General features: G+C 61.0%; 17 protein-coding genes and 6 pseudogenes. 16 read left to right on the top strand and 7 right to left on the bottom strand.

The window, feature by feature from the left end:
* Positions 1-36: 36 nt before the first annotated feature.
* Together G7009_RS16410 and G7009_RS16405 are read left to right on the top strand one after the other, a co-directional pair.
* Positions 37-352 (top strand): annotated as a pseudogene (locus tag G7009_RS16410) (S26 family signal peptidase); the annotation flags it as partial.
* Positions 347-1,272 (top strand): annotated as a pseudogene (locus tag G7009_RS16405) (DUF3363 domain-containing protein); the annotation flags it as partial. The pseudogenes G7009_RS16410 and G7009_RS16405, both read left to right, overlap by 6 nt.
* Here the strand turns inward: G7009_RS16405 and G7009_RS16400 are convergent.
* The gene (locus G7009_RS16400; RefSeq protein WP_181131100.1) at positions 1,256-1,870 is read right to left on the bottom strand and encodes a TetR/AcrR family transcriptional regulator; all 615 of its coding nucleotides are present in this window, start codon (positions 1,868-1,870) and stop codon (positions 1,256-1,258) included. The pseudogene G7009_RS16405 and the gene G7009_RS16400 overlap by 17 nt on opposite strands.
* A gap of 95 nt (positions 1,871-1,965) precedes the next feature.
* Between G7009_RS16400 and G7009_RS16395 the strand changes: the two genes are divergently transcribed.
* The 4 genes and pseudogenes from G7009_RS16395 to G7009_RS16380 all read left to right on the top strand — a co-directional run.
* Positions 1,966-3,444, top strand: a complete 1,479-nt coding sequence (locus G7009_RS16395; RefSeq protein ID WP_181131099.1) for an MFS transporter — start codon at positions 1,966-1,968, stop codon at positions 3,442-3,444.
* 36 nt (positions 3,445-3,480) lie between these two features.
* A pseudogene (locus G7009_RS16390) lies at positions 3,481-4,108 on the top strand (LysR family transcriptional regulator).
* Complete coding sequence (locus G7009_RS16385) at positions 4,105-4,368, top strand: entry exclusion lipoprotein TrbK (protein ID WP_181131098.1); 264 nt, start codon at positions 4,105-4,107, stop codon at positions 4,366-4,368. The pseudogene G7009_RS16390 and the gene G7009_RS16385 overlap by 4 nt, the downstream one beginning before the upstream one ends.
* A pseudogene (locus G7009_RS16380) lies at positions 4,355-4,531 on the top strand (DUF3363 domain-containing protein); the annotation flags it as partial. The gene G7009_RS16385 and the pseudogene G7009_RS16380, both read left to right, overlap by 14 nt.
* A gap of 16 nt (positions 4,532-4,547) precedes the next feature.
* On the opposite strand, the gene G7009_RS16375 reads toward G7009_RS16380, so the two are convergent.
* Positions 4,548-5,462 (bottom strand): LysR family transcriptional regulator, encoded by a 915-nt coding sequence (locus G7009_RS16375; RefSeq protein ID WP_181131097.1) that lies wholly within the window; start codon positions 5,460-5,462, stop codon positions 4,548-4,550.
* A 98-nt stretch (positions 5,463-5,560) separates the two neighbouring features.
* Between G7009_RS16375 and G7009_RS16370 the strand changes: the two genes are divergently transcribed.
* The 6 genes and pseudogenes from G7009_RS16370 (at position 5,561) to G7009_RS16345 (ending at position 9,431) form a co-directional block, all read left to right on the top strand.
* Positions 5,561-6,079, top strand: coding sequence for a DMT family transporter (locus G7009_RS16370; protein WP_181131096.1), 519 nt, complete (start codon positions 5,561-5,563; stop codon positions 6,077-6,079).
* 124 nt (positions 6,080-6,203) lie between these two features.
* On the top strand, positions 6,204-7,127 hold the full coding sequence (locus G7009_RS16365; RefSeq protein WP_181131095.1) for a LysR family transcriptional regulator: 924 nt from the start codon (positions 6,204-6,206) through the stop codon (positions 7,125-7,127).
* Positions 7,128-7,226: 99 nt separating this feature from the next.
* Complete coding sequence (locus tag G7009_RS16360; protein ID WP_181131118.1) at positions 7,227-8,081, top strand: SDR family NAD(P)-dependent oxidoreductase; 855 nt, start codon at positions 7,227-7,229, stop codon at positions 8,079-8,081.
* The gene (locus tag G7009_RS16355; protein ID WP_181131094.1) at positions 8,074-8,952 is read left to right on the top strand and encodes an SMP-30/gluconolactonase/LRE family protein; all 879 of its coding nucleotides are present in this window, start codon (positions 8,074-8,076) and stop codon (positions 8,950-8,952) included. Before G7009_RS16360 ends, G7009_RS16355 begins: the two co-directional genes overlap by 8 nt.
* Positions 8,953-9,010: 58 nt before the next feature.
* Positions 9,011-9,193, top strand: coding sequence for a hypothetical protein (locus G7009_RS16350; RefSeq protein WP_181131093.1), 183 nt, complete (start codon positions 9,011-9,013; stop codon positions 9,191-9,193).
* Positions 9,190-9,431 (top strand): annotated as a pseudogene (locus tag G7009_RS16345) (DUF2274 domain-containing protein). The gene G7009_RS16350 and the pseudogene G7009_RS16345 overlap by 4 nt, the downstream one beginning before the upstream one ends.
* A gap of 534 nt (positions 9,432-9,965) precedes the next feature.
* Here G7009_RS16345 and G7009_RS16340 read toward each other — a convergent pair.
* The 4 genes and pseudogenes from G7009_RS16340 to G7009_RS16325 form a co-directional block, all read right to left on the bottom strand.
* On the bottom strand, positions 9,966-10,970 hold the full coding sequence (locus G7009_RS16340; protein WP_181131092.1) for an alpha/beta fold hydrolase: 1,005 nt from the start codon (positions 10,968-10,970) through the stop codon (positions 9,966-9,968).
* A 48-nt stretch (positions 10,971-11,018) separates the two neighbouring features.
* Positions 11,019-12,665 (bottom strand): flavin-containing monooxygenase, encoded by a 1,647-nt coding sequence (locus tag G7009_RS16335; protein WP_181131091.1) that lies wholly within the window; start codon positions 12,663-12,665, stop codon positions 11,019-11,021.
* Between the two features lie 137 nt (positions 12,666-12,802).
* Positions 12,803-13,705: a helix-turn-helix domain-containing protein gene (locus tag G7009_RS16330; RefSeq protein WP_181131090.1), complete on the bottom strand. Its 903-nt coding sequence runs from the start codon at positions 13,703-13,705 to the stop codon at positions 12,803-12,805.
* A gap of 353 nt (positions 13,706-14,058) precedes the next feature.
* Positions 14,059-14,352, bottom strand: a pseudogene (locus tag G7009_RS16325) (efflux RND transporter permease subunit); the annotation flags it as partial.
* A gap of 412 nt (positions 14,353-14,764) precedes the next feature.
* On the opposite strand from G7009_RS16325, the gene G7009_RS28245 reads away from it, so the two are divergent.
* The 3 genes from G7009_RS28245 to G7009_RS16310 all read left to right on the top strand — a co-directional run bounded on the left by G7009_RS28245 (position 14,765) and on the right by G7009_RS16310 (position 16,183).
* The gene (locus G7009_RS28245; RefSeq protein ID WP_375139562.1) at positions 14,765-15,031 is read left to right on the top strand and encodes a LysR substrate-binding domain-containing protein; all 267 of its coding nucleotides are present in this window, start codon (positions 14,765-14,767) and stop codon (positions 15,029-15,031) included.
* Between the two features lie 402 nt (positions 15,032-15,433).
* The gene (locus G7009_RS16315) at positions 15,434-15,751 is read left to right on the top strand and encodes an EthD family reductase (protein ID WP_181131088.1); all 318 of its coding nucleotides are present in this window, start codon (positions 15,434-15,436) and stop codon (positions 15,749-15,751) included.
* Positions 15,752-15,907: 156 nt separating this feature from the next.
* On the top strand, positions 15,908-16,183 hold the full coding sequence (locus tag G7009_RS16310) for a hypothetical protein (RefSeq protein ID WP_181131087.1): 276 nt from the start codon (positions 15,908-15,910) through the stop codon (positions 16,181-16,183).
* 60 nt (positions 16,184-16,243) lie between these two features.
* Here G7009_RS16310 and G7009_RS16305 read toward each other — a convergent pair whose 3' ends face one another.
* Positions 16,244-17,158: a LysR family transcriptional regulator gene (locus tag G7009_RS16305; protein WP_258197955.1), complete on the bottom strand. Its 915-nt coding sequence runs from the start codon at positions 17,156-17,158 to the stop codon at positions 16,244-16,246.
* Between the two features lie 201 nt (positions 17,159-17,359).
* Here G7009_RS16305 and G7009_RS16300 point away from each other — a divergent pair, with 201 nt between their 5' ends.
* Positions 17,360-18,382 carry a zinc-dependent alcohol dehydrogenase family protein gene (locus tag G7009_RS16300; RefSeq protein ID WP_181131086.1) on the top strand — a complete coding sequence of 341 codons (1,023 nt, stop codon included), beginning with the start codon at positions 17,360-17,362 and terminating at the stop codon, positions 18,380-18,382.
* The last annotated feature ends 336 nt before the right edge of the window (positions 18,383-18,718 follow it).

Below are 18,718 nucleotides of genomic sequence, written 5' to 3'. Positions count from 1 at the left end.
GTTGTTAAAAAGGGCTCGCGCCTGCGCGCTCGCCTCGTGCTGGCGGGCCTGTCCGTCTTCGGCTTTGCCGCATTGGTCTGGGCCTCTTTCGGCACACCGTCGCCGCGTGTGATCTACAACCCGTCCGACAGCGTGGCGGTCGGTTGGTATCGCGTGGAACCGTTCGACCACAAGCCCGGCTCGCTGCCCCGTCCGCTGTCCGTGGGCTGCATCGTCTTGACACAGCTTCCGGCCGACGCTGCGGCGCTGGCTGCCGGCTGGTCTCCCGCTGCTCAAACGTGGGGGCGCAGTTGCACCGCAACACGTTTGCATCGTTGCCAGTCAGGTTCGCATCGACGGCGTGCCGGTGGCCGACGAGCCCGATCGCGGCTATCTGGTCATCGACGGCGTGGACGGCAAGGCCCACTACGTCGCCTTGAACGCCGCGACGAGCTGGCGAACTATCCAGCCGGCGCGGTGGTGGAGGTGCGCGGCTCCGCCGAGATGCGGGCCGCCGACAAGAACATCGCCGCACTGGCGAGCGATGGCCTGTATCGCACCGATCATCACCTGGCGATCGAGCAAGGCCGGTCCAAGGCCGGACGTGACCCACAGGAAGTCGTCGCGGCCCACGTTCGCCGGCTGGAAGCCCTGCGCCGGGCCGGCATCGTGGAGCGCGTGGCCGAAGGGTTATGGAAGGTGCCGGACGACCTGGCCGAGCGCGGCCGCCAGTACGATGCGCAACGGCTGGACGGCGTAACCGTGGAGCTGAAATCGCACCTGCCCATCGAGCGGCAGGCCCGGGTGATCGGCGCGACTTGGCTCGGCCAGCAACTGATCGGCGGCGGACGAGGACTGGGCGACCTGGGATTTGGTAGTGACACCAAGCAAGCCCTACAGCAGCGTGCCGACTTCCTAGCCGAACAGGGGCTGGCCGAGCGCAGGGGCCAGCGCGTGATCCTGGCGCGCAACCTGCTGATGACGCTGCGCAATCGGGAGCTGGCGCAGGCTGCCAAGGACATTGCCGCCGAAACCGGGCTGGAGCATCGCCCCGTGGCTAATGGACAGCGCGTGAGCGGTATCTACCGGCGCAACGTCATGCTTGCCAGCGGACGCTACGCGATGCTTGATGTCGGCATGGGATTCAGCCTGGTGCCGTGGAAGTCGGTGATCGAACCACAACTGGGGCTGCAGATCGCCGCAACGGTGCGCGGCGGCGGGGTGTCGTGGGCGGTTGGGCGACAGCGCGGCCCTCCGTTGGATAGCTGTCACTTTCTTATTTGCTTCGCTTGACCACCGCCAGAATGGTTTCCCGTAATTCGTCCCGCGCCTGCGTTTCGTTGATGTCTCCCGCAACGGCGGCGTGCGACAGCGCATCGGCCGCGCCTAGCATCGCCCACAGGCTGGCCAGCGGCACGCCCTGCGGGCCAGCGTAGGGAGCAAGGACGCGCTGACACTTCTCGATAAAGGCGTACTGATACTGGCGCTTGACCGCTGCCAGTTCCGGCGAGCCGTCGAGCGCAGCCAGCACGCCGGGAATCTCGCGCCCCTGGGTCAGCACACAATCGATATAGCTGGCGGCGATGACGCTGGCCTTGTCGGTCAGGCTGGGCTTGCTGGCTGCGATGGCCGCATCGATGAGCGCGGTCTGGCGCACGTCGAAATCCTGATACAGCACCGCCAGCAATCCGTTGCGCGTGCCGAAGTGGTCATAGACCACCGGCTTGGTAATGCGCGCCTCTTCGGCCAGCCGTCCCAAGGTCAGCGCGTCCGTACCTTCGGCGCGGATTAGTTGCCATGACACGTCCAGCAGTTGGCGCAGGCGCTCGTCGCGCGACAGGCGGCGGCGTGGTGAATCGGCAGCAGCAGGGTTTCTCGAATGGCTTGACATCGTTATGTACCAAAGGTAACTTACTATTAGTATGTACCTTTAGTATATTGAATCGCTGCCCGATGAGCAATCGGGCGGCGGCTGACCGCGAGCCCATGACCATGCAAACCGACACGCCTTCCACCTCATACCCGGCCAACCGCATGGCGTGGCTTGGCCTTTTGACCGTTCTTGCCCTGGTGCTGTTGGTGGCGATGGATGGCTCCGTGCTGTACCTCGCCATGCCGCGCGTGACATCCGCTTTGTCGCCCACGGCCGATCAAGCACTGTGGATGCTCGACATCTACGGCTTCGTCGTCGGGTCGCTGCTGATCACCTTCGGCAACATCGGCGACCGCTATGGCCGCTTGAAGTTGATGATGGTGGGGGCCCTGGTGTTCGGCCTGGGTTCGCTGGGCGCGGCTTACGCGACCACGCCTGCGCATTTGATCGCCTGTCGCGCACTGATGGGGCTGGGCGGTGCCACGCTGCTGCCGTCTGGGCTAGCCATCGTCAGTGCCCTGTTCCCCGATCCGCGCCAGCGCGCGCGGGCCATCGGCATCTTTGCAGCAATGTTCGCGGCGGGCTTTGCCATCGGGCCGCTCATTGGCGGATTGCTGCTGCAACGCTTCGATTGGGGCACGGTGTTCCTGATCAACGTGCCTGTCGTGCTGGTCTTCTTGCTGGCCGCACCGATCCTGCTGCGCGAAGTGCGCGTGACGCGCTACGGCAGCATCGACATACCGAGCCTGTTGCTGTCCTTTGTCGGCATCCTATTGTTCACTTATGCCATCAAGAGCGCGGCGGCTACGGGCATCGCCTTGCCGCAGGCCCTGGCGGGCATGATCGGCCTGCTGGCGCTGGCGTTCTTTCTGCGCAGGCAGACGCGGCTTGCCTATCCCTTGCTGGACTTGGGACTGTTCAAAGATCGGGTTTTCTCCATCGCCATCCTGACCGGCTTGCTGTCGCTGGTTGTCTGGTCGGCGGCAAGCTATCTGTCAGGCATCTACCTGCAATCGGTGCTGGGCCACGAGGTCTTCATGGCGGCGCTGCTGACCTTGCCGGGCGCGGCGGTGCTGATGGCCACCTGCGTGGGCACCAACCACATCGTCGAGCGCATTGGCCGCAAGGCGGCGCTGGTAGCGACGCACTTGCTCATCAGCGCAGGCGTGTTCCTGCTGTTGTGTACCACCACCGAAGCCGGCGCGCTCGCGTTCGTCGCCTCCACAGTGATCGCGGGTGTCGGCTATGGGCTGTCTTTCAGCCTAGTAGCCGAGATTGCGGTGTCGGCGGTGCCGAGCGAACGCGCCGGGGCGGCCGGCTCGATTGCCGAGACCAGCAATGAGATTGGCAATGCGCTGGGCATCACCTTGCTGGGTTCGCTGGCGGCGCTGGTCTTTCGGCTGTCCGGGCCGGGCGTGGCCGGGACGTTGAACGAAACGCTAGGCCATCTGGGCCTTACGGCGCAAGGCGTGTTGCAAGGCAAGGAGGCATTCCTGTCGGGGCTGCATTGGGCCGTGGGCGTGGGCGGGTTGCTGACGTTCCTGGCCGGGGTGGTGGCTTGGCTCTGGCTACCGCGTAAGTTGCCCGAGTGAGGGGACGCTGTCGAGTTCAGGCATCTTCGTTGCTTCGTGGTCGTCGCCGAGCGGCTGCACATCGAGCAGTCGCCGCTGGCGCGCACCATCAAGGAACTGGAAGAAGACCTGGGTGAACAGTTGTTCGTCCGCACTAGCCGCAGTACCCGGTTGACCCGTGCGGGCAAGCTGTTCCTTGAGCATGTGCCGCGCATCTTTACTGCCTTGCAGCAGGCCCGTGACAGCGTAAAGGCAGCGACCAACGGCTTTCATGGCCAGCTGCGCATCGCGCTGTATGATGTCATAACGCCATCGCGCCTGCCGACCTTGCTGGCGCTGTGCCGACAGGAGGAGCCCGAGGTCGAGATCCGTCTGTTCGAGGTGCCTCTGTCGCAGCAGATCAAGGGTCTTCATGACGATCTGTACGACGGCGCTGGTGTCGGCCGGCTTCGCGTTGGGGCTGGCGGAGGCACCGCACATCGCGGCCAGCCGCGAACCCGGCGTGGTCGCCCGACCGCTGGCGGGCCGCTCACCCTTGCTGACGACCTACCTGCTGCGACTCGAAGGCGAGTCCTCGGAGGTGCTGTCACGCTTCATCGAGCGCGTGCAGGCCATTGAGGCGCCCGATGGCGGCAGACCCACGCCGCCGCTTGAACCTGATGCCCAGGAGGAAATCGAGTTATGAAGCAGATCGCCCCGTTCCTGCTGGTCGCGACACTGATCGCCTGCGATCAATCCGAAGCCCCGCAGCAGGCTGCTGTACCAACGGTGGAAGAGCTGGCCGCCGATCCCGAACGCTTGCAGGAACTGCGTCGGCAGTGCAAAGCCGAGCGGCCAACGATGGGCGATGTGCTGTGCAACCGAGTGCCCGAGGCCACGAACCGACGCTTCCTTGGCGATGGGAACACACCGTATACCCCGCCGGAGACGGCGCCGAAGTTTTAGCTGTAGAAGCGGACGCTTCGCGATGCTCAATGACGGCATGGGATTCAGCCTGGTGTCGTGGAAGCCAGTGATCGAACAGCGGCTGGGGCAGCAGCTTGCCGCAACGATGGGCGACGGTGGCGTGTCGGCGGAGATTGGACGACAGCGGGGGCCAGCAATTTGATCAATCTTCTTTAACTTCAAACGCTGCAAGTGGGCTGGCTGCAATCCAGAACAACACCTCGGAGCCAACAATGTGCTGGATCGTTGTGCCGCCTCATATGCCATGCCTGTTGAAATGCGAAACGGGGCAGATCAAGCGGTGGTCTGAACAGCTTCAAACCTTTGCTCCTAGGGACGTTTTCCAGCGTCCGGCTTGCAACGGTCAAGATCAAGTCTGTACCAGCAAGGACTTTTGTCGAAGCACTCCAATGAGGCAGTACCAGGGCCACATGACGGCGCATCCCCTTGGCTTTCAGAGATGCGTCGATTTCGTCTTCAGTATCCGGCCTCACAGCAACCAGCACATGCGGGCGTGACAGCCATTCTTGTAGTGGCAGTTCACCACGCGGCGGTAGCGATTGCCTATCGCCAACACTGATGAAGTGTTCCTCGAATAGTGGTTCGCACACGATTTCCTGGGGGGCTTGCGGGAAGACACCAAGCGCCAGGTCGATTTCGCCGTCAGCAAGCTGTGCGAGCATGGCTTCGCGGCTGGCTTGACTGATCGCCAGATCAATTCGGGGAGCCTGCGTGCGCAGCCGCCTCACCAGCGCTGGCAGGAGTAGATGTGCTGCGTAGTCGGACAAGGCGACGCGAAAGCGGCGCGCAGCCTGCGAGGGGTCGAATTCGCCCTCATGCAGAAGTGCGTTCAGCTGCCCCAAGGCAGCTTCCAGAGGTTGCAGCAATTCCTGCGCGCGCGGCGTCAAGACCATGCCGCCACCACGCCGCGTCAGCAACGGATCTTTGAAGACGTCACGCAACTGCGCCAGTGCATGGCTGACGGCCGGCTGGCTCTTGTGCAAACGCAATGCAGCGCGGGTTACGTGTTTTTCCGCCAGTAGCGCATGAAGCGTCAGCAGCAGGTTGAGGTCAATGCGGCGGAGATCATCCATAAGACGAATAGTGCATGTGCTGTATAAGAATTTCCATTCTTAGCATGAATACATAAACATACGAAGCGTTCTTTCTTTCATCTGTGGAGGTCTTCCGTATGCATTGGCCAACTTCTCTCTCCAGCCTGCTTCCGATGGTGATTGCCGTGGTGGCGGGTGCTGCCGTGCCATTCCAGGCCGGAAGCAACGCCGCATTGGGGCGTGCTCTGGGGCATCCGTTGTGGGCGACCCTGTCTTCGCTGACGGTCAGCGTGCTGGTCGTCGTGCCCTTGATGCTGCTGATGCGCGTTCCGGCACCGGCTTTGGGTGCTGCGGCACAGGGGCCGACATGGTGGTGGCTGGGCGGCGTGGCTGGCGTGGCCTATATCACCGCTGCGCTCGTATTGACGCCCAAGCTGGGCGCAGCCAGCTTCATCGTCAGCGTCATTGCGGGCCAGATGCTGGCTTCGCTGCTGATCGACCATTACGGCTTGATGGGGCTGGCGCCCAAGCCGATTGGGTTGGGTCGTTTCGCGGGTGTTGCCTTGATCCTGCTTGGGATGATTGTCGTGCAAATCAGCAGTTCCGCAGCGCCCCCAGCATCTGCACCAGCTTCCGTATCCGAAGGGCCGCGATGAGGATGCCTATTGGCAAGCATCAACTCTATTGGGTGATAAAAGTGAAAACGGCTCCACGACAACTTACTTATAAATGATATTTTATTGGTATTAAAATATGTGCATTGATATGCATTGAATCCTTATGATTGAAACTCGATTGCTTCACCAGTTCATCGCCGTCGCAGAGGAACTGCACTTCAATCGCGCTGCGGAACGGCTCCACATGGCGCAGCCACCGTTGAGTCAGGCCATTCGCAGGCTGGAGCAGGAGATCGGCGCTCCCCTGTTCGAGCGCACCAATCGCAGCGTGTCGCTCACGCCTGCCGGAGCGGCCTTCCTGGAGTCGGCCAAAAAGGTACTGGGGCTTCTTGATGAGAGCGTCGAAAAGACCCGGCGCGTGGCACAGGGCGTCGAAGGTCATCTCACCCTGACCTTCATCAACATCGCTCCCTATGGCGCATTGCTGTGCGCGCTAAGTCGCTTCCGCTCGGCGTTTCCTGCTGTCTCCTTCACGATGCAGGAAGCCACGACACGGGAACAGGTTGAAGCGCTGGAACATGGCCGCGCCGACCTCGGCTTCATGAGGCCACCGGGCAGGACGGCGCCAGGCTTGCGCTTCGAATCCATTCTGCGAGAACCGATCATGGTCGCGTTGCCTACTACGCACCGTCTTGCACATCGCAAAACCATCTCGCTGGCCGCCCTTCAGGATGACGCCTTTGTGTCCTCGCCCCGGCATCTGGGTCAAGGTTTTCATGACCAGCTCGTCCAGCTTTGTGAGGCAGCAGGCTTTATGCCGCGCATTGCCCAACAGGCTCGGCAGTTGCAGACGCTGGTGGCGTTGGTAGCCGCTGGCTTCGGCGTTGCGCTGCTGCCGGCCTCGTTGGCGCAGGAGAGGCGCGAGAACGTGGTGTTTCGGCCAATACAGGTCAAGGCGCCGGATACGCTGCGGCATGTGGATCTGCTGATGGTATGGAAGGAGCACACGTCTTCCACGATCCGCGACAGGTTGATTGACGAGGTGCGAGGTGCAATGGCATTGCCACCCTCGATTAAGACTTGGTAGATATTGTTTTAGTACAAACAATATATTTTACAGTCCCGCTTGGCCGTCCCATCATCGTGGCATTTACGGAGGTTCACGATGAAATATCAGCCTGTGGAGATGCTTTTCAAAGACAAGGTTGCCATCGTCACGGGTGCCGGTCAGGGGCTTGGGCGAGCCTATGCCAAGGCATTGCTCGACCGCGGCGCACGAGTCGTCATCAGCGACTTGGGTACTGGCCGGGCCGGTGAGGGCGCCGATCAAGGCATGATAACCGAGGCAGCGCGCGCCTTGCAGGCCGACGACGGGCAATTGATTGCGCACAGCGGACGCCTGGATCAGGAGGCCGACTGCAAACAACTCGTGGAGTTGGCAATCGAGCAATTCGGTGCGCTGGATATCCTGATTCACAACGCCGGCTGGGTCGATTACCAGCCCGTCGACGAGCAACAAGAAGATTTCCTTGAGCGCGTCCTCGGTATAAACGTGCGTGCGCCGATCTGGTTGAGCAAACATGCCTGGAAACACCTGCAACGCTCCTCGTCAGCGCGGATCGTGTTGACCACATCCGACCGCGCCATGTACCAACGGTACGCGCAGCCGGGCCTGGTCGCTTATGCCGCCGGAAAAATGGCCCAAGTGGGCATCATGAATGCCTTGAGCATGGAGGGCGCTGAGCATGGCATCCTTGTCAACGCAATCTCCCCCGTTGCCAAGACCCGCATGTGGGGGATAACGCAGCCACCTGAAAACCTCAAGCCCGAGTGGGTCGCTCCCGGAGTGCTATATCTGGCCAGTTCTTGGTGCCAAGACACGGGCGTCATCCTGCGCGCCAGCAACGGCCAGTTCACTGCCACCCGCTTTTGCGAGAATCCCGGCGTCGCCTACCCTACGGACTTGGCACGGATCGCGTGTGCGAGTGTGGAAGAAGTCGCCCGCCACTGGCATCGCATCAAGGAATTTGACGATGCGTGACCATCATCGGTTGCACAAGGTCGCTCACGCTTGCGCAGATCTTGGTGAGAGCCCGGTCTGGGATGAGCGCAACGATCTTTTGTACTTCGTCGATATCTCCGCAGGCAGGATCAATGCCCTGACCCGGCAGGGACGGTTGGAAACCCTCTATCAATCGAGGGCTCGCATTGGCGCCCTGGCGTTGACCGACAGAAGTAATCTGATCTTCACCGAAGATGCCAGCGTTGCCCTTCTCGATGTCGGCAGCGGTTTGGTCTGCAAGCACTCCGCTGCTGTCCACGACGGGGCGAGCTATCGGTTCAACGATGGCGCCTGCGACCCGCAGGGGCGCTTTGTCACCGGCCTCATGGACGAGGGGCCGAGTCGCAACACCGGCGCGCTCTACCGCTACGACTGTAAGTTGGACGCCCAGGTGATTTACCGGGACATGGCATTGCCCAATGGCTTGGCTTGGTCAGAAGATGGGCACACGCTGTTCTTTGTCGATTCCGTAGCACGCTCGATCTTTCGGGCGAGCTATTCAGCGGAAGGCACACTGGGGGCCGTGACGCTGTTTGCCGAAACTCCCGCCGAGTTGGGGCGTCCCGATGGCATTGCTTTGGATCAAGCCGGGGGCGTGTGGGTCTGCCAGTTCAACGGTGGATGCCTACTGCGCTATGACAGCAGCGGACGCATGAGCGATCGCATCGTCATGCCTGTGCCACGCCCCACCAGTTGCTGCTTCGGCGGGGAAGACCTGGGCACGCTATACGTCACCACGGCGCGCTTTGCCATGACGCCATCGGAACTGGCCGAATATCCGGACGCTGGAGACCTATATGCCATTCGTCCCGAAATTGCTGGTATTCAACGTCACCCTTTTAAGGAGTAACGCCGTGTCGCGGGCCGCGCTGGATCGACCCTGAATAATAAGGAAGTGGACTTGGTTTTTGATCACTGGCGTATTGGGTTGGCAAATCATGGCGCCCGTGCATGCTCAAGTTTCACAGGCAGAGCGGAGTTCGCGCTTTGTTTCAAGCGGCGATATCTACCAAGTGGGGATCTACGAGATCTTCGAGAAAAACAAGGATGCCTTTCACGCCCGCTTCTTCAACAAGGGGACTTCACGATGACGACGCGCAAGCTGCGGCTCGGGCCGCTACCGAAAACGGAATCCACGAAACTGACCTTTGCCTGCCCGGCCAGCCTGAAAGCCGACTCGACCGCTACGCCGTGCTGCACGCGCAGGCGTATGGCGAGGCCGTCGATGCGGCGACCCTGATCCCGCACATGCTCGAAGCGTTCATGGCGGAGGATCGAGGATTCAGGAAGGGAAGTACAAGCAAGGTCGCGCCACCAAAACCAAGCTGACGATGCACGGCAACCACGCTGTTCCCCTCGAACGCGCAGCCCAACGCTGCGCGTTCTTCGTTCTGGATAGGACGCGAAGGTATGGACTATGATGACCAAACAAGCCCGCCAACCTTTGGCAATCGTCACCGCTACAGCGCGACCCGGCTTGCTTTCTCCAGGCTCTTATGTGGCTCCTAGCCCACAACGCCGCCTCCCATGCAGGTGGCACGAAACAGAGCTAACCTATTGTCCCGTATATGGTTTCAAGCCCTGCGTGATTTTTCACGGAAGGCTTGATACTGGCCATTTTTTTGCGCCAAGAGCTTGTAGCTGCTTGACGGCGGTGAGCCGGTGGCGAAAAAAAGGCGCCCGGGTGGGCGCCTGAATATCAAGGGTATTTGACCAAGGAACCGGACAGCCTAGTGGAGCGGTGGTAAGGCGCAAGGCCTGCCCGGCGTCGCACTGAAGCGAACGCGTCCATTTTAGCTGCGTGCAGGCCGGGCAAAAGGTGGGCGCAGGCCAAGTTGTAGGGATGCGGTGGCCATCGGCGGTTTACCCTCGGCCCAGCAATTCAGTCAGTTGGCCATCCACCTCCCGCACCCAATCGCCATCGATGCCGAACAATGCCAGGTGGCCGGCCGGGCTGCTGGAAGCGTGGAACACAGCACCCTTGATCATCTCGGCGTCTTCGCGACTGGTCGAGGGCGGGAAGATCATGTCCTGCGCGATGGGCATGATGAGCGCCTTGGCCGTGATCCGGCCCAAGGCTTCGCGCAGATTGCCGCCCGCGAGGTGACTGACATCCGCGGCGCGCCACTTTTGCAGCATGGTGGTCAGGTTGCCTGGGTCCATGGGCAGGAAGTAGGGCTTCATGAAGCCATTCACAAACGCCTCGACGCTGTCGAAACCCAGGGGCTTGAAGTGCTGCTGCTCGAAGAAATCCGCGCTCAGGCCGTACAGGGTCATCAGCCGCGCGTGCTGGCTGAGGTCGGCGCTGGCGTCGCCTGAACGCAGCCCGTCGATGATGGCGTCCGCCAGCATTTGGTTGATACCGCTAGTGCGCGCCGTGCCCGCGATGGCGGCCATGCGCTGGACCATGTCGGGATAGCGCACCGCCCACTCGAAGCTCTGCTGCGCTCCCATGGAGCCGCCCATCACCAGGGCCAGCGTGGTCAGCCCCAGGTGCTGGGTGATGTAGCGGTGCTGGGCGCTGACATCGTCGGCGATGCCGATGGCTGGGAAAGCCGCCGAGCCCGCGCGGTGGTGGGGTGAACTGGACAGGCCATTGCCGATCTGGTTGACCACGATGACGAAGTACTTATCCGGGTCAATGGCCCGGCCAGGACCGATGAACACGTCTTCGATGATCTTACTGGTGCCCGAATACCAGGTCGGGATCAGCACGGCGTTGTCCTTGCGGGCATTGAGGCGGCCGTGGGTGGCCACTGCCAAGGTGCAATCGTGGAGTGTCTGCCCGCACGCCAGGTCAAGGTCGCCGATGTTGATCAGCGCGTAGTCGCCATGGTGCTCGGGGTTGTAATAGGGATGCTGGTTCATGAGGCTACCCTTTGGGTGAAGCGCCGGCAGTCAGGCCGGCGCCAGGGGTCAATTGATGCGGAAGTCCGCATAGCCCTGGGCCGCCACGGCGTCGCAGTGCTCGCGGTAGACGTTGACGCCACCGGCGTAGGCCAGCAGGCGCTTGGGCTTACCGGCGACGTTGCCGCCGGTGTACCAGGAGCGCGTCTTGGCCAGCAGCGAGGAGGCAGCCATTTCGTCGTGGTGGGCCACCCATTGGTCCTGCTGGGTCAGGGTGGGCTCGATGGACTGGCGTTCACCGGCCTGCAGGAACTGGATGCAGTCCGTGATCCACTCCACCTGATGCTGCAGGCAGGTCGGCGCATTGCACAGGGCGGCACCGGGAGACAGCGGCGCCGCGGTGAGGAACAGGTTGGGGAACTTGTGCACCATCAGCCCCAGGGTGGTGCGCAGGTCCTGGGACCACTCCTCACGCAGTAATTGGCCGTCCCGGCCGCGAATGTCGATCTGCGTCAGGGCACCGGTGGAGGCATCGAAACCGGTGGCCAGGATCAGCACGTCCAGCTCGTGAACCTTGCCGTCGGCGGTCTGTACGCCGTTGGTGACGATGCGCTCGATAGGGGCGGCCTTGATGTCGACGATCTGGACGTTGGGCCGCAGGAAGGTTTCCAGATAACCCGTATCCAGGGGTACGCGGCGGGTACCGAAGCCGTAGTCGGTGGGTACCAGCTGTTTGATCAGCGCCGGATCCTTGATGCGCTCGCTCATTTTCTGCCGAACGAAGGCAGAGACTTCCTTGTTCACGGCTTCGTCGTTGAAAATTTCGCCATAGGAGCCGGCCCACAGCGCCAGCGAGCCGTCATCCCAGAGCATTTCAAGGACTTCACGACGGTCCTGGGGTGTGGCGTCGTGGTAGCTGCCATGGTTGAAGTCGAAGTCAAAGCCCACGAAGCTGTTGCGGGTCAGGGCCTTGATCTCGTGGAAGCGCGTCTTGAGTTTGGCCCGGTCCTGATCGGTGTAGCGCTGATTGCGCATGGGAATGGTGTAGGGCGCCGTGCGCTGGAACACGGTAAGCGAGGCCACCTGCGGGGCGATGGTCTGGACCACCTGAATGCCCGTGGCGCCAGTACCGACCACGCCCACGCGCTTCCCGTTGAAGTCCACCGGCTGCTTGGGCCAGCGGGCGGTGTGGTAGACCTGGCCCTGGAAGTCCTGCTCACCTTCGAACAAATTCTTGAGGGGGGTAGACAAGGTGCCTGCGCAGGAGATCAGGTATTTGGCGTCGATCAGTGAGCCTTGGTCGGTGACGACCTGCCAGCGGGCCTTGTCCTCGTCGAAGGTGCACGACAGCACGCGCGTGCTGAATTGAATATCCTTGCGCAGATCGAAACGGTCGGCGACGAAGTTCAGGTAGCGCTCGGTCTCGGGTTGTGCGGGAAAGCGCTCGCTCCAGTCCCAGGCGTTGTTCAGTGCTTCCGAGAACCAGTATTGATAGACGTGGCTGGGGGAATCGACCCGTGCGCCGGGGTAGCGATTCCAGTACCACGTACCGCCCACGCCAGTGCCGGCGTCGATGGCCAGCACCTTGAGCCCCGCTTCGCGCAGTTTGTACAGTTGGTAGAGCCCGCCAATTCCCGCGCCGATGATCACGGCGTCGTAGGTATGTACGGTGTGAATGGGCAAAGCAGATGTGTCACGCGCAGTCGCGTTGTTCATACGTCCTCCAGCTCTTGTTTTTATAGTCGGCGAAGCGTCGGTGCCAGCTGGTGCAGTTCCGGCTGGCAACCTGAGCGTACGCAGGGCGGAGCGGGGTGGCTTGAAGCAATCGGTGGGATTTTTGAATATTCAGGGGTTCAGCAGACTCCGGCCGTGTGGGCCGCCACGCGCTGCAGTTGGCCTGGGGTGACTCCAAGGCGGGCCTTGAGAAGCCGCGTCATGTGCGCCTGGTCCGAAAAACCGCACAGGCTGGCGATCTCGCTCAAGGTGCAGGCCGTGGTTGCGAGCAGCCGCTGGGCCCGCTTTACACGCTCGGCTATCAGGTACAGGTGGGGTGAGCTGCCCGTGGCTTCCTTGAATGCCCGCGAAAAGGCCCACACGCCCATGCCGGCCTGATCGGCGAGGCAGGCGATGGACAGCGGGCTGTCCAGGTGCTCGTCGATGAAGGCGTGCAGTGTACGCAGGCGCTTGCCTTCGAGCCTGGAGGGGGCGCGTTGGGCCACGAACTCCAGGCTTGAATAGTGCCGCAGCAGGTGCACGGCGAGTTGCGTGGCCAGGGCTTCGGCATACAACGCGCCGCCGGCGGCGGGAGACTGGGCCTCTGCGGTGATCGTCGTGGCAATGCTGGACAGCACCGGGTCACTGACCGCGACAAGGTCATGCAGCCGAACATGGGACACACCATGGCCGCACACCTCGTGGGAGAGCCGCGTTACCAGCGCCCGGCTCAGGTAAATGTGCGACACCTTCAGCCGGTCTTGCCAGCGCCACTCCGCCGGTTGGTCGATGGACAACAGTGATACGTCGCCCAGGTTGTAAGGGTTTCGCTGCCAGCGTGTGCCACAGCGTCGTTCCAAGGTGGCGGGGCCTGAGCATTGCAGGATGATGGTGTAGTGATCGATGCCCGGACCGGCCAGCTCCAGCGCCTCCAACTGATAGGAGCGCTGGATTACGTCGCGCCAGCCGTGGGCGTCACTGCCGCCCAGCGTCACGGGGTGCACCCAGTCGGGTACCTGGTATGGGGTGATCAGTGTTGTCATGGCGCACCTCTCAGCCTATGGGCTTCTGATCGAGAGGTATAGCCTCCAAGGGAAGCCCACGGCTTCAACCTCAAGGTGGATATTTATCCCTTGAAGGGTGGAAATCAACGCCCTCAATTCACCCGCGATGTACCCAGCGCCAAACTACCTGACAGGCTGGCCGCTAGCACCGAGGAAAGTTTTCGGTGAGCGGCAATGCTCGACCTGTGAGTTGAATCATGTGGAAAAAAGAGCGCCCTCACGAGGGCGCTCTTTTCAATCTCCTTGATCACCTGCGCAGAGGAGAGCATCGACGGATCTGCATCTCCGATGATATCTGCCGCCGGATAGCCGTTGTAACGCATCGCGGGGTCTGGGCCAAAGGTTACCGTGACCTGAAGGCTGCCATCGGAACTGGCAACGGGCTTCATGTACAGCATATCTTCGACCCCGTTGATGTTCTCCTCCAGCGGAGTGGCGACTGATTCAGCGATCTCCTTTGGGTTGGCGCCTGGATAGTTGGCCTTCACTACCACAGTAGGGGGCCCCACCTCCGGATATTCACCCGACGGGAGAAGCGGAATTGCGATCAAGCCAGCAAGAAAAATGACGACCGACAGAACAAGTGCGAAAGTACGCCTATCGATGAAGAATTTTGAAAAGTCCATGACAGTGCCTTTAACCTGAGCCGGCGTCTGCCGGGGAGGGCACACTGGCTGCATGTCTATCAGTCTTCTGGTCATTCGGTAGGCCGGCGTAACCCGAAGCTGGAATGTGCTGGTGGCCAGAAGTAACAATGACTTCGTTTTAGCGCAATCCGCTTGTTACAACTCTTAAGCCATCATGAATTTTCCAATGTTAATGTCTCGCCGTTCAGCGATATTGCTGGGATTCACAACATGCACGTATTTTTTGTCTTGGTTCGTGAGAATGGATTTTCCTTAATAAGGATCGCGTCGCGCTTCTCGGTCGTGGCTAGACGAACTTTAGCGTAAAGGCCCGGTGTAAAAATGCGGTCGGCATTGTCCACGGTGATCCGCGCACGGATGGTGCCCGTGGAAAAATTTACTTCATGTCCCCGTGTCGATGTACTTCAACAGCGGCGGGGCCTATACCGCTGCTGCGTTATCCGATCTGAGTGTTGCGTTTTTACCCCGCGCGGAAGCGGAATTGTATTTCGCTCGAGGGTTGTTGACAGCGGTGCTACCCGATTGGCGTCTAGAGTCGATCCCGCCCTCCTTGGTTTACCCGTATACGAGGTATTTATCAGCGCGAGTCATGGCATTCACCGACTGGGTAACCGCCTTGATGCAAAGAGACCAGTTGTGGAAGCCCGAGCAGACGTAACCGTCGCGGCCTAGCCGATAGGGCTGTATCAACAGTCTCAGCGCGATGAGCGAGTGGATGTGCAATCGGGTGATATGGTGCCGGGACAGCAGGTTTCAGAGTCCCTGTCGCTTTCAGAAGAGCCTTGCTACACTGGAGCGCGTGTAGGGGCTGCGTACTTCTACCACGAAACCTGGGGCTTCTGATTCTTCGGAAAATGGCCACATCTACCCGCTTTTATGGCAGTTGCGAACCTGTAAGCCGTGCGCGTGTCACTCTACATTCCATATGAACCTTGCTGGGGGTGTCTATTGAAAACCAATTACGCAAGCGACGCTCCCAGAGGGCTCTAGCTAAGGCGTAGTGAAAGCGGGTGCAAGACCCGGGAGTGAAAAGCTATTCTAACTTATGGAGTTGGACTCGATGATAAAAATCAGTGTTCTGTACCCGTACCAGGAAAACGCCCGGTTTGACCATGACTACTACCGCGATACACACCTGCCACTGGTGAAGTCGCTCATGGGCGAGGGGTTGAGAACGTTCACGATAGACAAGGGCGTTTCAGGAGGTCTACCAGGCACCCCACCACCCTACATCGGTATGTGCCACCTTTTCTGCGAATCGCTTGAAACCTTCCAACAAAGCTTCGGCCCGCATGCAGAAAAGATATACCAGGACATCACAAATTATACGGATATCGCGCCGGTGATGCAGTTTAGCGAGGTGGTGGAGGTCAACTGATCCTGGAAACTGCATCAGGTCTTGAGTTTCCGTGAGACAACAGGGGCATCGCTTCCCTTCGCGGGGGAGCACTCGCGGGTTCACGTACAAATTTGGTAAGTCCAGGCTATCGCTTAACTTGGCAAATAGTGGAACTGTACTTGCGATATATTGCTGATGCCCCAGCGCGGATTTCTCGGTGACGACCTGACCCGGCACACGTCCGGTGAATCGCTGCTGTGTTACCTGACGCCCACGAACCTACCCTTCACCGACCACTTGCAGGCTCAGGACGCCATTTTGGCTGCATTGATAAACTGCAGACGCTGCTCGGCGCACCTTCTGGACCTGATCGAAAATGAACTCCGTCTTATCGGCTGGCCGGGCGTGGGGCTTACGGACGGCTACAGCATAGCCATGCGACATCAGCACTCGGCGATAGAAACTGCCTGAGCAGGCCGACCAAATATCAATTTGTCACCCCGCTTGGCTTCTTGGAATACCCTCGGATGATCAAAGGCTCTCAGGGTCGCCAAAGAACATCTGAATCCGCGACCGCAACCACCGCTCCGCCGGATCATTGTCCTGCGCACCTCGCCAGGCCATGTGCAACTCGAAGCCGCGCATCTCCAGCGGCACCTCTTCGGCGCGCAAGCCGCCCCCGGCGGTCAGCACGTCGGCGGTGTAGTCAGGGACAATGGCGAGGATATCGGTGCCCCTCAGCAGACTGCCAAGCCCGTTGAACTGCGGCACGGCAAGCACCACATGACGCTTGCGGCCGATTTCGGCGAGGGCTTCGTCGATGAAACCGGAAAGATCGCCCGCATAGGACACCAGCGCATGGGGGCGGGCGCAGAAGTCTGCCAGGCTGAGGCTGCCAGGCACGCTGTCGGCGCGCAGCAGCCTGGGTTTGCTGCGACGCAGGACCTTGCGCTTGGCATTGGCGGGCAGGTCGTTGGTATAGGAAACCCCCACCGAGATTTCGCCCGAGGCCAGCAGCGTCGGTATCGACAGGTAATTGACCCGACGGACCACCAGGACGATCCCGGGGGCCTCGGCGCGGATGCGCTTGAGCAACCGTGGCAGCAAGGCGAACTCTGCGTCATCGGACAGCCCGATGCGAAACACCGCGTTGCTGGTGGCCGGGTCGAACTCGGCGGCGCGGCTCACGGCGGTGGAGATCGAGTCCAGCGCCGGGGAAAGCAGGGCGAAGATCTCGTAGGCCCGCGCCGAAGGCTCCATGCTGCGCCCCGTGCGCACGAACAACGGATCGTCGAACAGGCTGCGCAGGCGCGACAGCGCGGCGCTGATCGCCGGCTGGCCGAGGAACAGCTTCTCCGCGGCACGGGTCACGCTGCGCTCGTGCATGAGCGTCTCGAAGACGATCAGCAGGTTCAGGTCTACGCGGCGCAGGTCGTTACGGTTCATCGATGGGCTTGGCCTGAAGAGGAGCAGGGGTGAATCTTAAGGCCAAAGGCTGTTACCCTGCACCGATTTCCAGGTGCCAATGCGCGGTAGCGAAGGCCCGATCAACGACAGACATGTCGACTATTAATGGCCACCGATGGTCTAACCGCCAAAGCCCGGATAAAGTCCGTGGTATTAGAGGTTCACTAGGCGAGGTATGCGATGTCCCGCATGATCCGGTTCCACAAGTTCGGCGCGGCCGATGTGCTCAAGTGCGAAGAGCAGGTCGAGCGCACGCCCGCCGCCGGCGAGGTGCAGATCCGTGTCGAGGCGATCGGTGTCAGCTGGTACGACGTGCTCTGGCGCCAGAACCTGGCCCCTTCCCAGGCGCGTCTGCCTGCCGGCATCGGCCATGAGATGGCCGGTGTGGTGATGGCGCTGGGCGCGGGTGTCGAGGACCTGGCCGTCGGTGATCGGGTCGCCAGTTTTCCGGCCACCAGCCCCAATGATCATCCGGTTTATGGCGAAATGATCGTGCTGCCGCGCGCGGCCCTGACCCGTTATCCCGAACACCTCACGGCAGTCGAAGCCAGCGTGCACTACACGCCCTTGCTGATGGCTTACTTTGCCTATATCGACCTGGCTCGCGCCAAGGCCGGGCAGAGCGCGCTGGTCACCGACGCCAGCCACTGCGCGGGTCCTGCGTTCGTGCAACTGGGCAAGGTGCTGGGGCTGCGGGTCTTCGCGGCCACCAAGGACGCGGAACAACGCGAATGCCTGATGCGGCTGGGCGCCGACAAGGTGATCGTCACCGAGGAGCAGGATCTGCTGCTGCAAGTCGACAAGTACACCGATGGGCGTGGCGTGGACATGGTGCTCGATGGCCTGGGCGGTCCGCAAATGTCGCTGCTCGGCGATGTCCTGGCTCCGCGCGGCAGCCTTGTCCTGTATGGCCTGCAAGGGGGCAACCAGACACCCTTCCCGGCGTGCGCGGCGTTCCAGAAGAACATCCAGTTCTTCGTGCACTGTCTGAGCAATTTCACGGGCAAGCCGGAGTTGGGCATCCATCAGGACGCGGTCGCCTTGCAGCGAGCCTTGCGTGACATCAACCAGTTCACCTCGGACAAGCTGCTGACGCCGCAGATCGTCAAGGTCTATGGGTTCGAGCAAGTGGTCGAAGCCCATCGCTACATGGACGAGTGCCCTTGCGGCGGACGTGTGGTACTGGACCTCGGCAAGGGGTGACAGTCCTTCATTCCTGGTGCCGATGAAATCGAAAACCCGAGCCTTGCTCGGGTTTTTTGTTGAAGTTTCCTACAGCATTTAAATCTCCGGCTGACATCTTCCTCAGGCAAAGTTACTTGCTTCCTGATCTATCCTCCCTGCATCGGAATAACTCACCCTGGGTGGACGATATATTCAAGTGCATGACGAATTCTGAATGGTTTTTTTACCCTGATCTGTATCTTTTAATCGTCACGCAAGGCTCGATAATGGCGCAATGACGGTAAGCACAAGGAGCGTGTCATGAGCGAATTCGGCTCGATCGGGAGGCCTTTGTCGAGGAAAGGCGCAAGACGG

Origin of the sequence: Pseudomonas capeferrum (assembly GCF_013523055.1) — a bacterium.
GTDB lineage: Bacteria > Pseudomonadota > Gammaproteobacteria > Pseudomonadales > Pseudomonadaceae > Aquipseudomonas > Aquipseudomonas capeferrum_A.
This window is presented reverse-complemented; position numbering and strand designations above follow the sequence as displayed.

Coding starts and splice junctions, on each gene's coding strand:
- G7009_RS16400 (WP_181131100.1), bottom strand. CDS start 1,870: ATGTCAAGCCATTCGAGAAACCCTGCTGCTGCCGATTCACCACGCCGC.
- G7009_RS16395 (WP_181131099.1), top strand. CDS start 1,966: ATGACCATGCAAACCGACACGCCTTCCACCTCATACCCGGCCAACCGC.
- G7009_RS16385 (WP_181131098.1), top strand. CDS start 4,105: ATGAAGCAGATCGCCCCGTTCCTGCTGGTCGCGACACTGATCGCCTGC.
- G7009_RS16375 (WP_181131097.1), bottom strand. CDS start 5,462: ATGGATGATCTCCGCCGCATTGACCTCAACCTGCTGCTGACGCTTCAT.
- G7009_RS16370 (WP_181131096.1), top strand. CDS start 5,561: ATGCATTGGCCAACTTCTCTCTCCAGCCTGCTTCCGATGGTGATTGCC.
- G7009_RS16365 (WP_181131095.1), top strand. CDS start 6,204: ATGATTGAAACTCGATTGCTTCACCAGTTCATCGCCGTCGCAGAGGAA.
- G7009_RS16360 (WP_181131118.1), top strand. CDS start 7,227: ATGCTTTTCAAAGACAAGGTTGCCATCGTCACGGGTGCCGGTCAGGGG.
- G7009_RS16355 (WP_181131094.1), top strand. CDS start 8,074: ATGCGTGACCATCATCGGTTGCACAAGGTCGCTCACGCTTGCGCAGAT.
- G7009_RS16340 (WP_181131092.1), bottom strand. CDS start 10,970: ATGAACCAGCATCCCTATTACAACCCCGAGCACCATGGCGACTACGCG.
- G7009_RS16335 (WP_181131091.1), bottom strand. CDS start 12,665: ATGAACAACGCGACTGCGCGTGACACATCTGCTTTGCCCATTCACACC.
- G7009_RS16330 (WP_181131090.1), bottom strand. CDS start 13,705: ATGACAACACTGATCACCCCATACCAGGTACCCGACTGGGTGCACCCC.
- G7009_RS16315 (WP_181131088.1), top strand. CDS start 15,434: ATGATAAAAATCAGTGTTCTGTACCCGTACCAGGAAAACGCCCGGTTT.
- G7009_RS16310 (WP_181131087.1), top strand. CDS start 15,908: ATGCCCCAGCGCGGATTTCTCGGTGACGACCTGACCCGGCACACGTCC.
- G7009_RS16305 (WP_258197955.1), bottom strand. CDS start 17,158: ATGAACCGTAACGACCTGCGCCGCGTAGACCTGAACCTGCTGATCGTC.
- G7009_RS16300 (WP_181131086.1), top strand. CDS start 17,360: ATGTCCCGCATGATCCGGTTCCACAAGTTCGGCGCGGCCGATGTGCTC.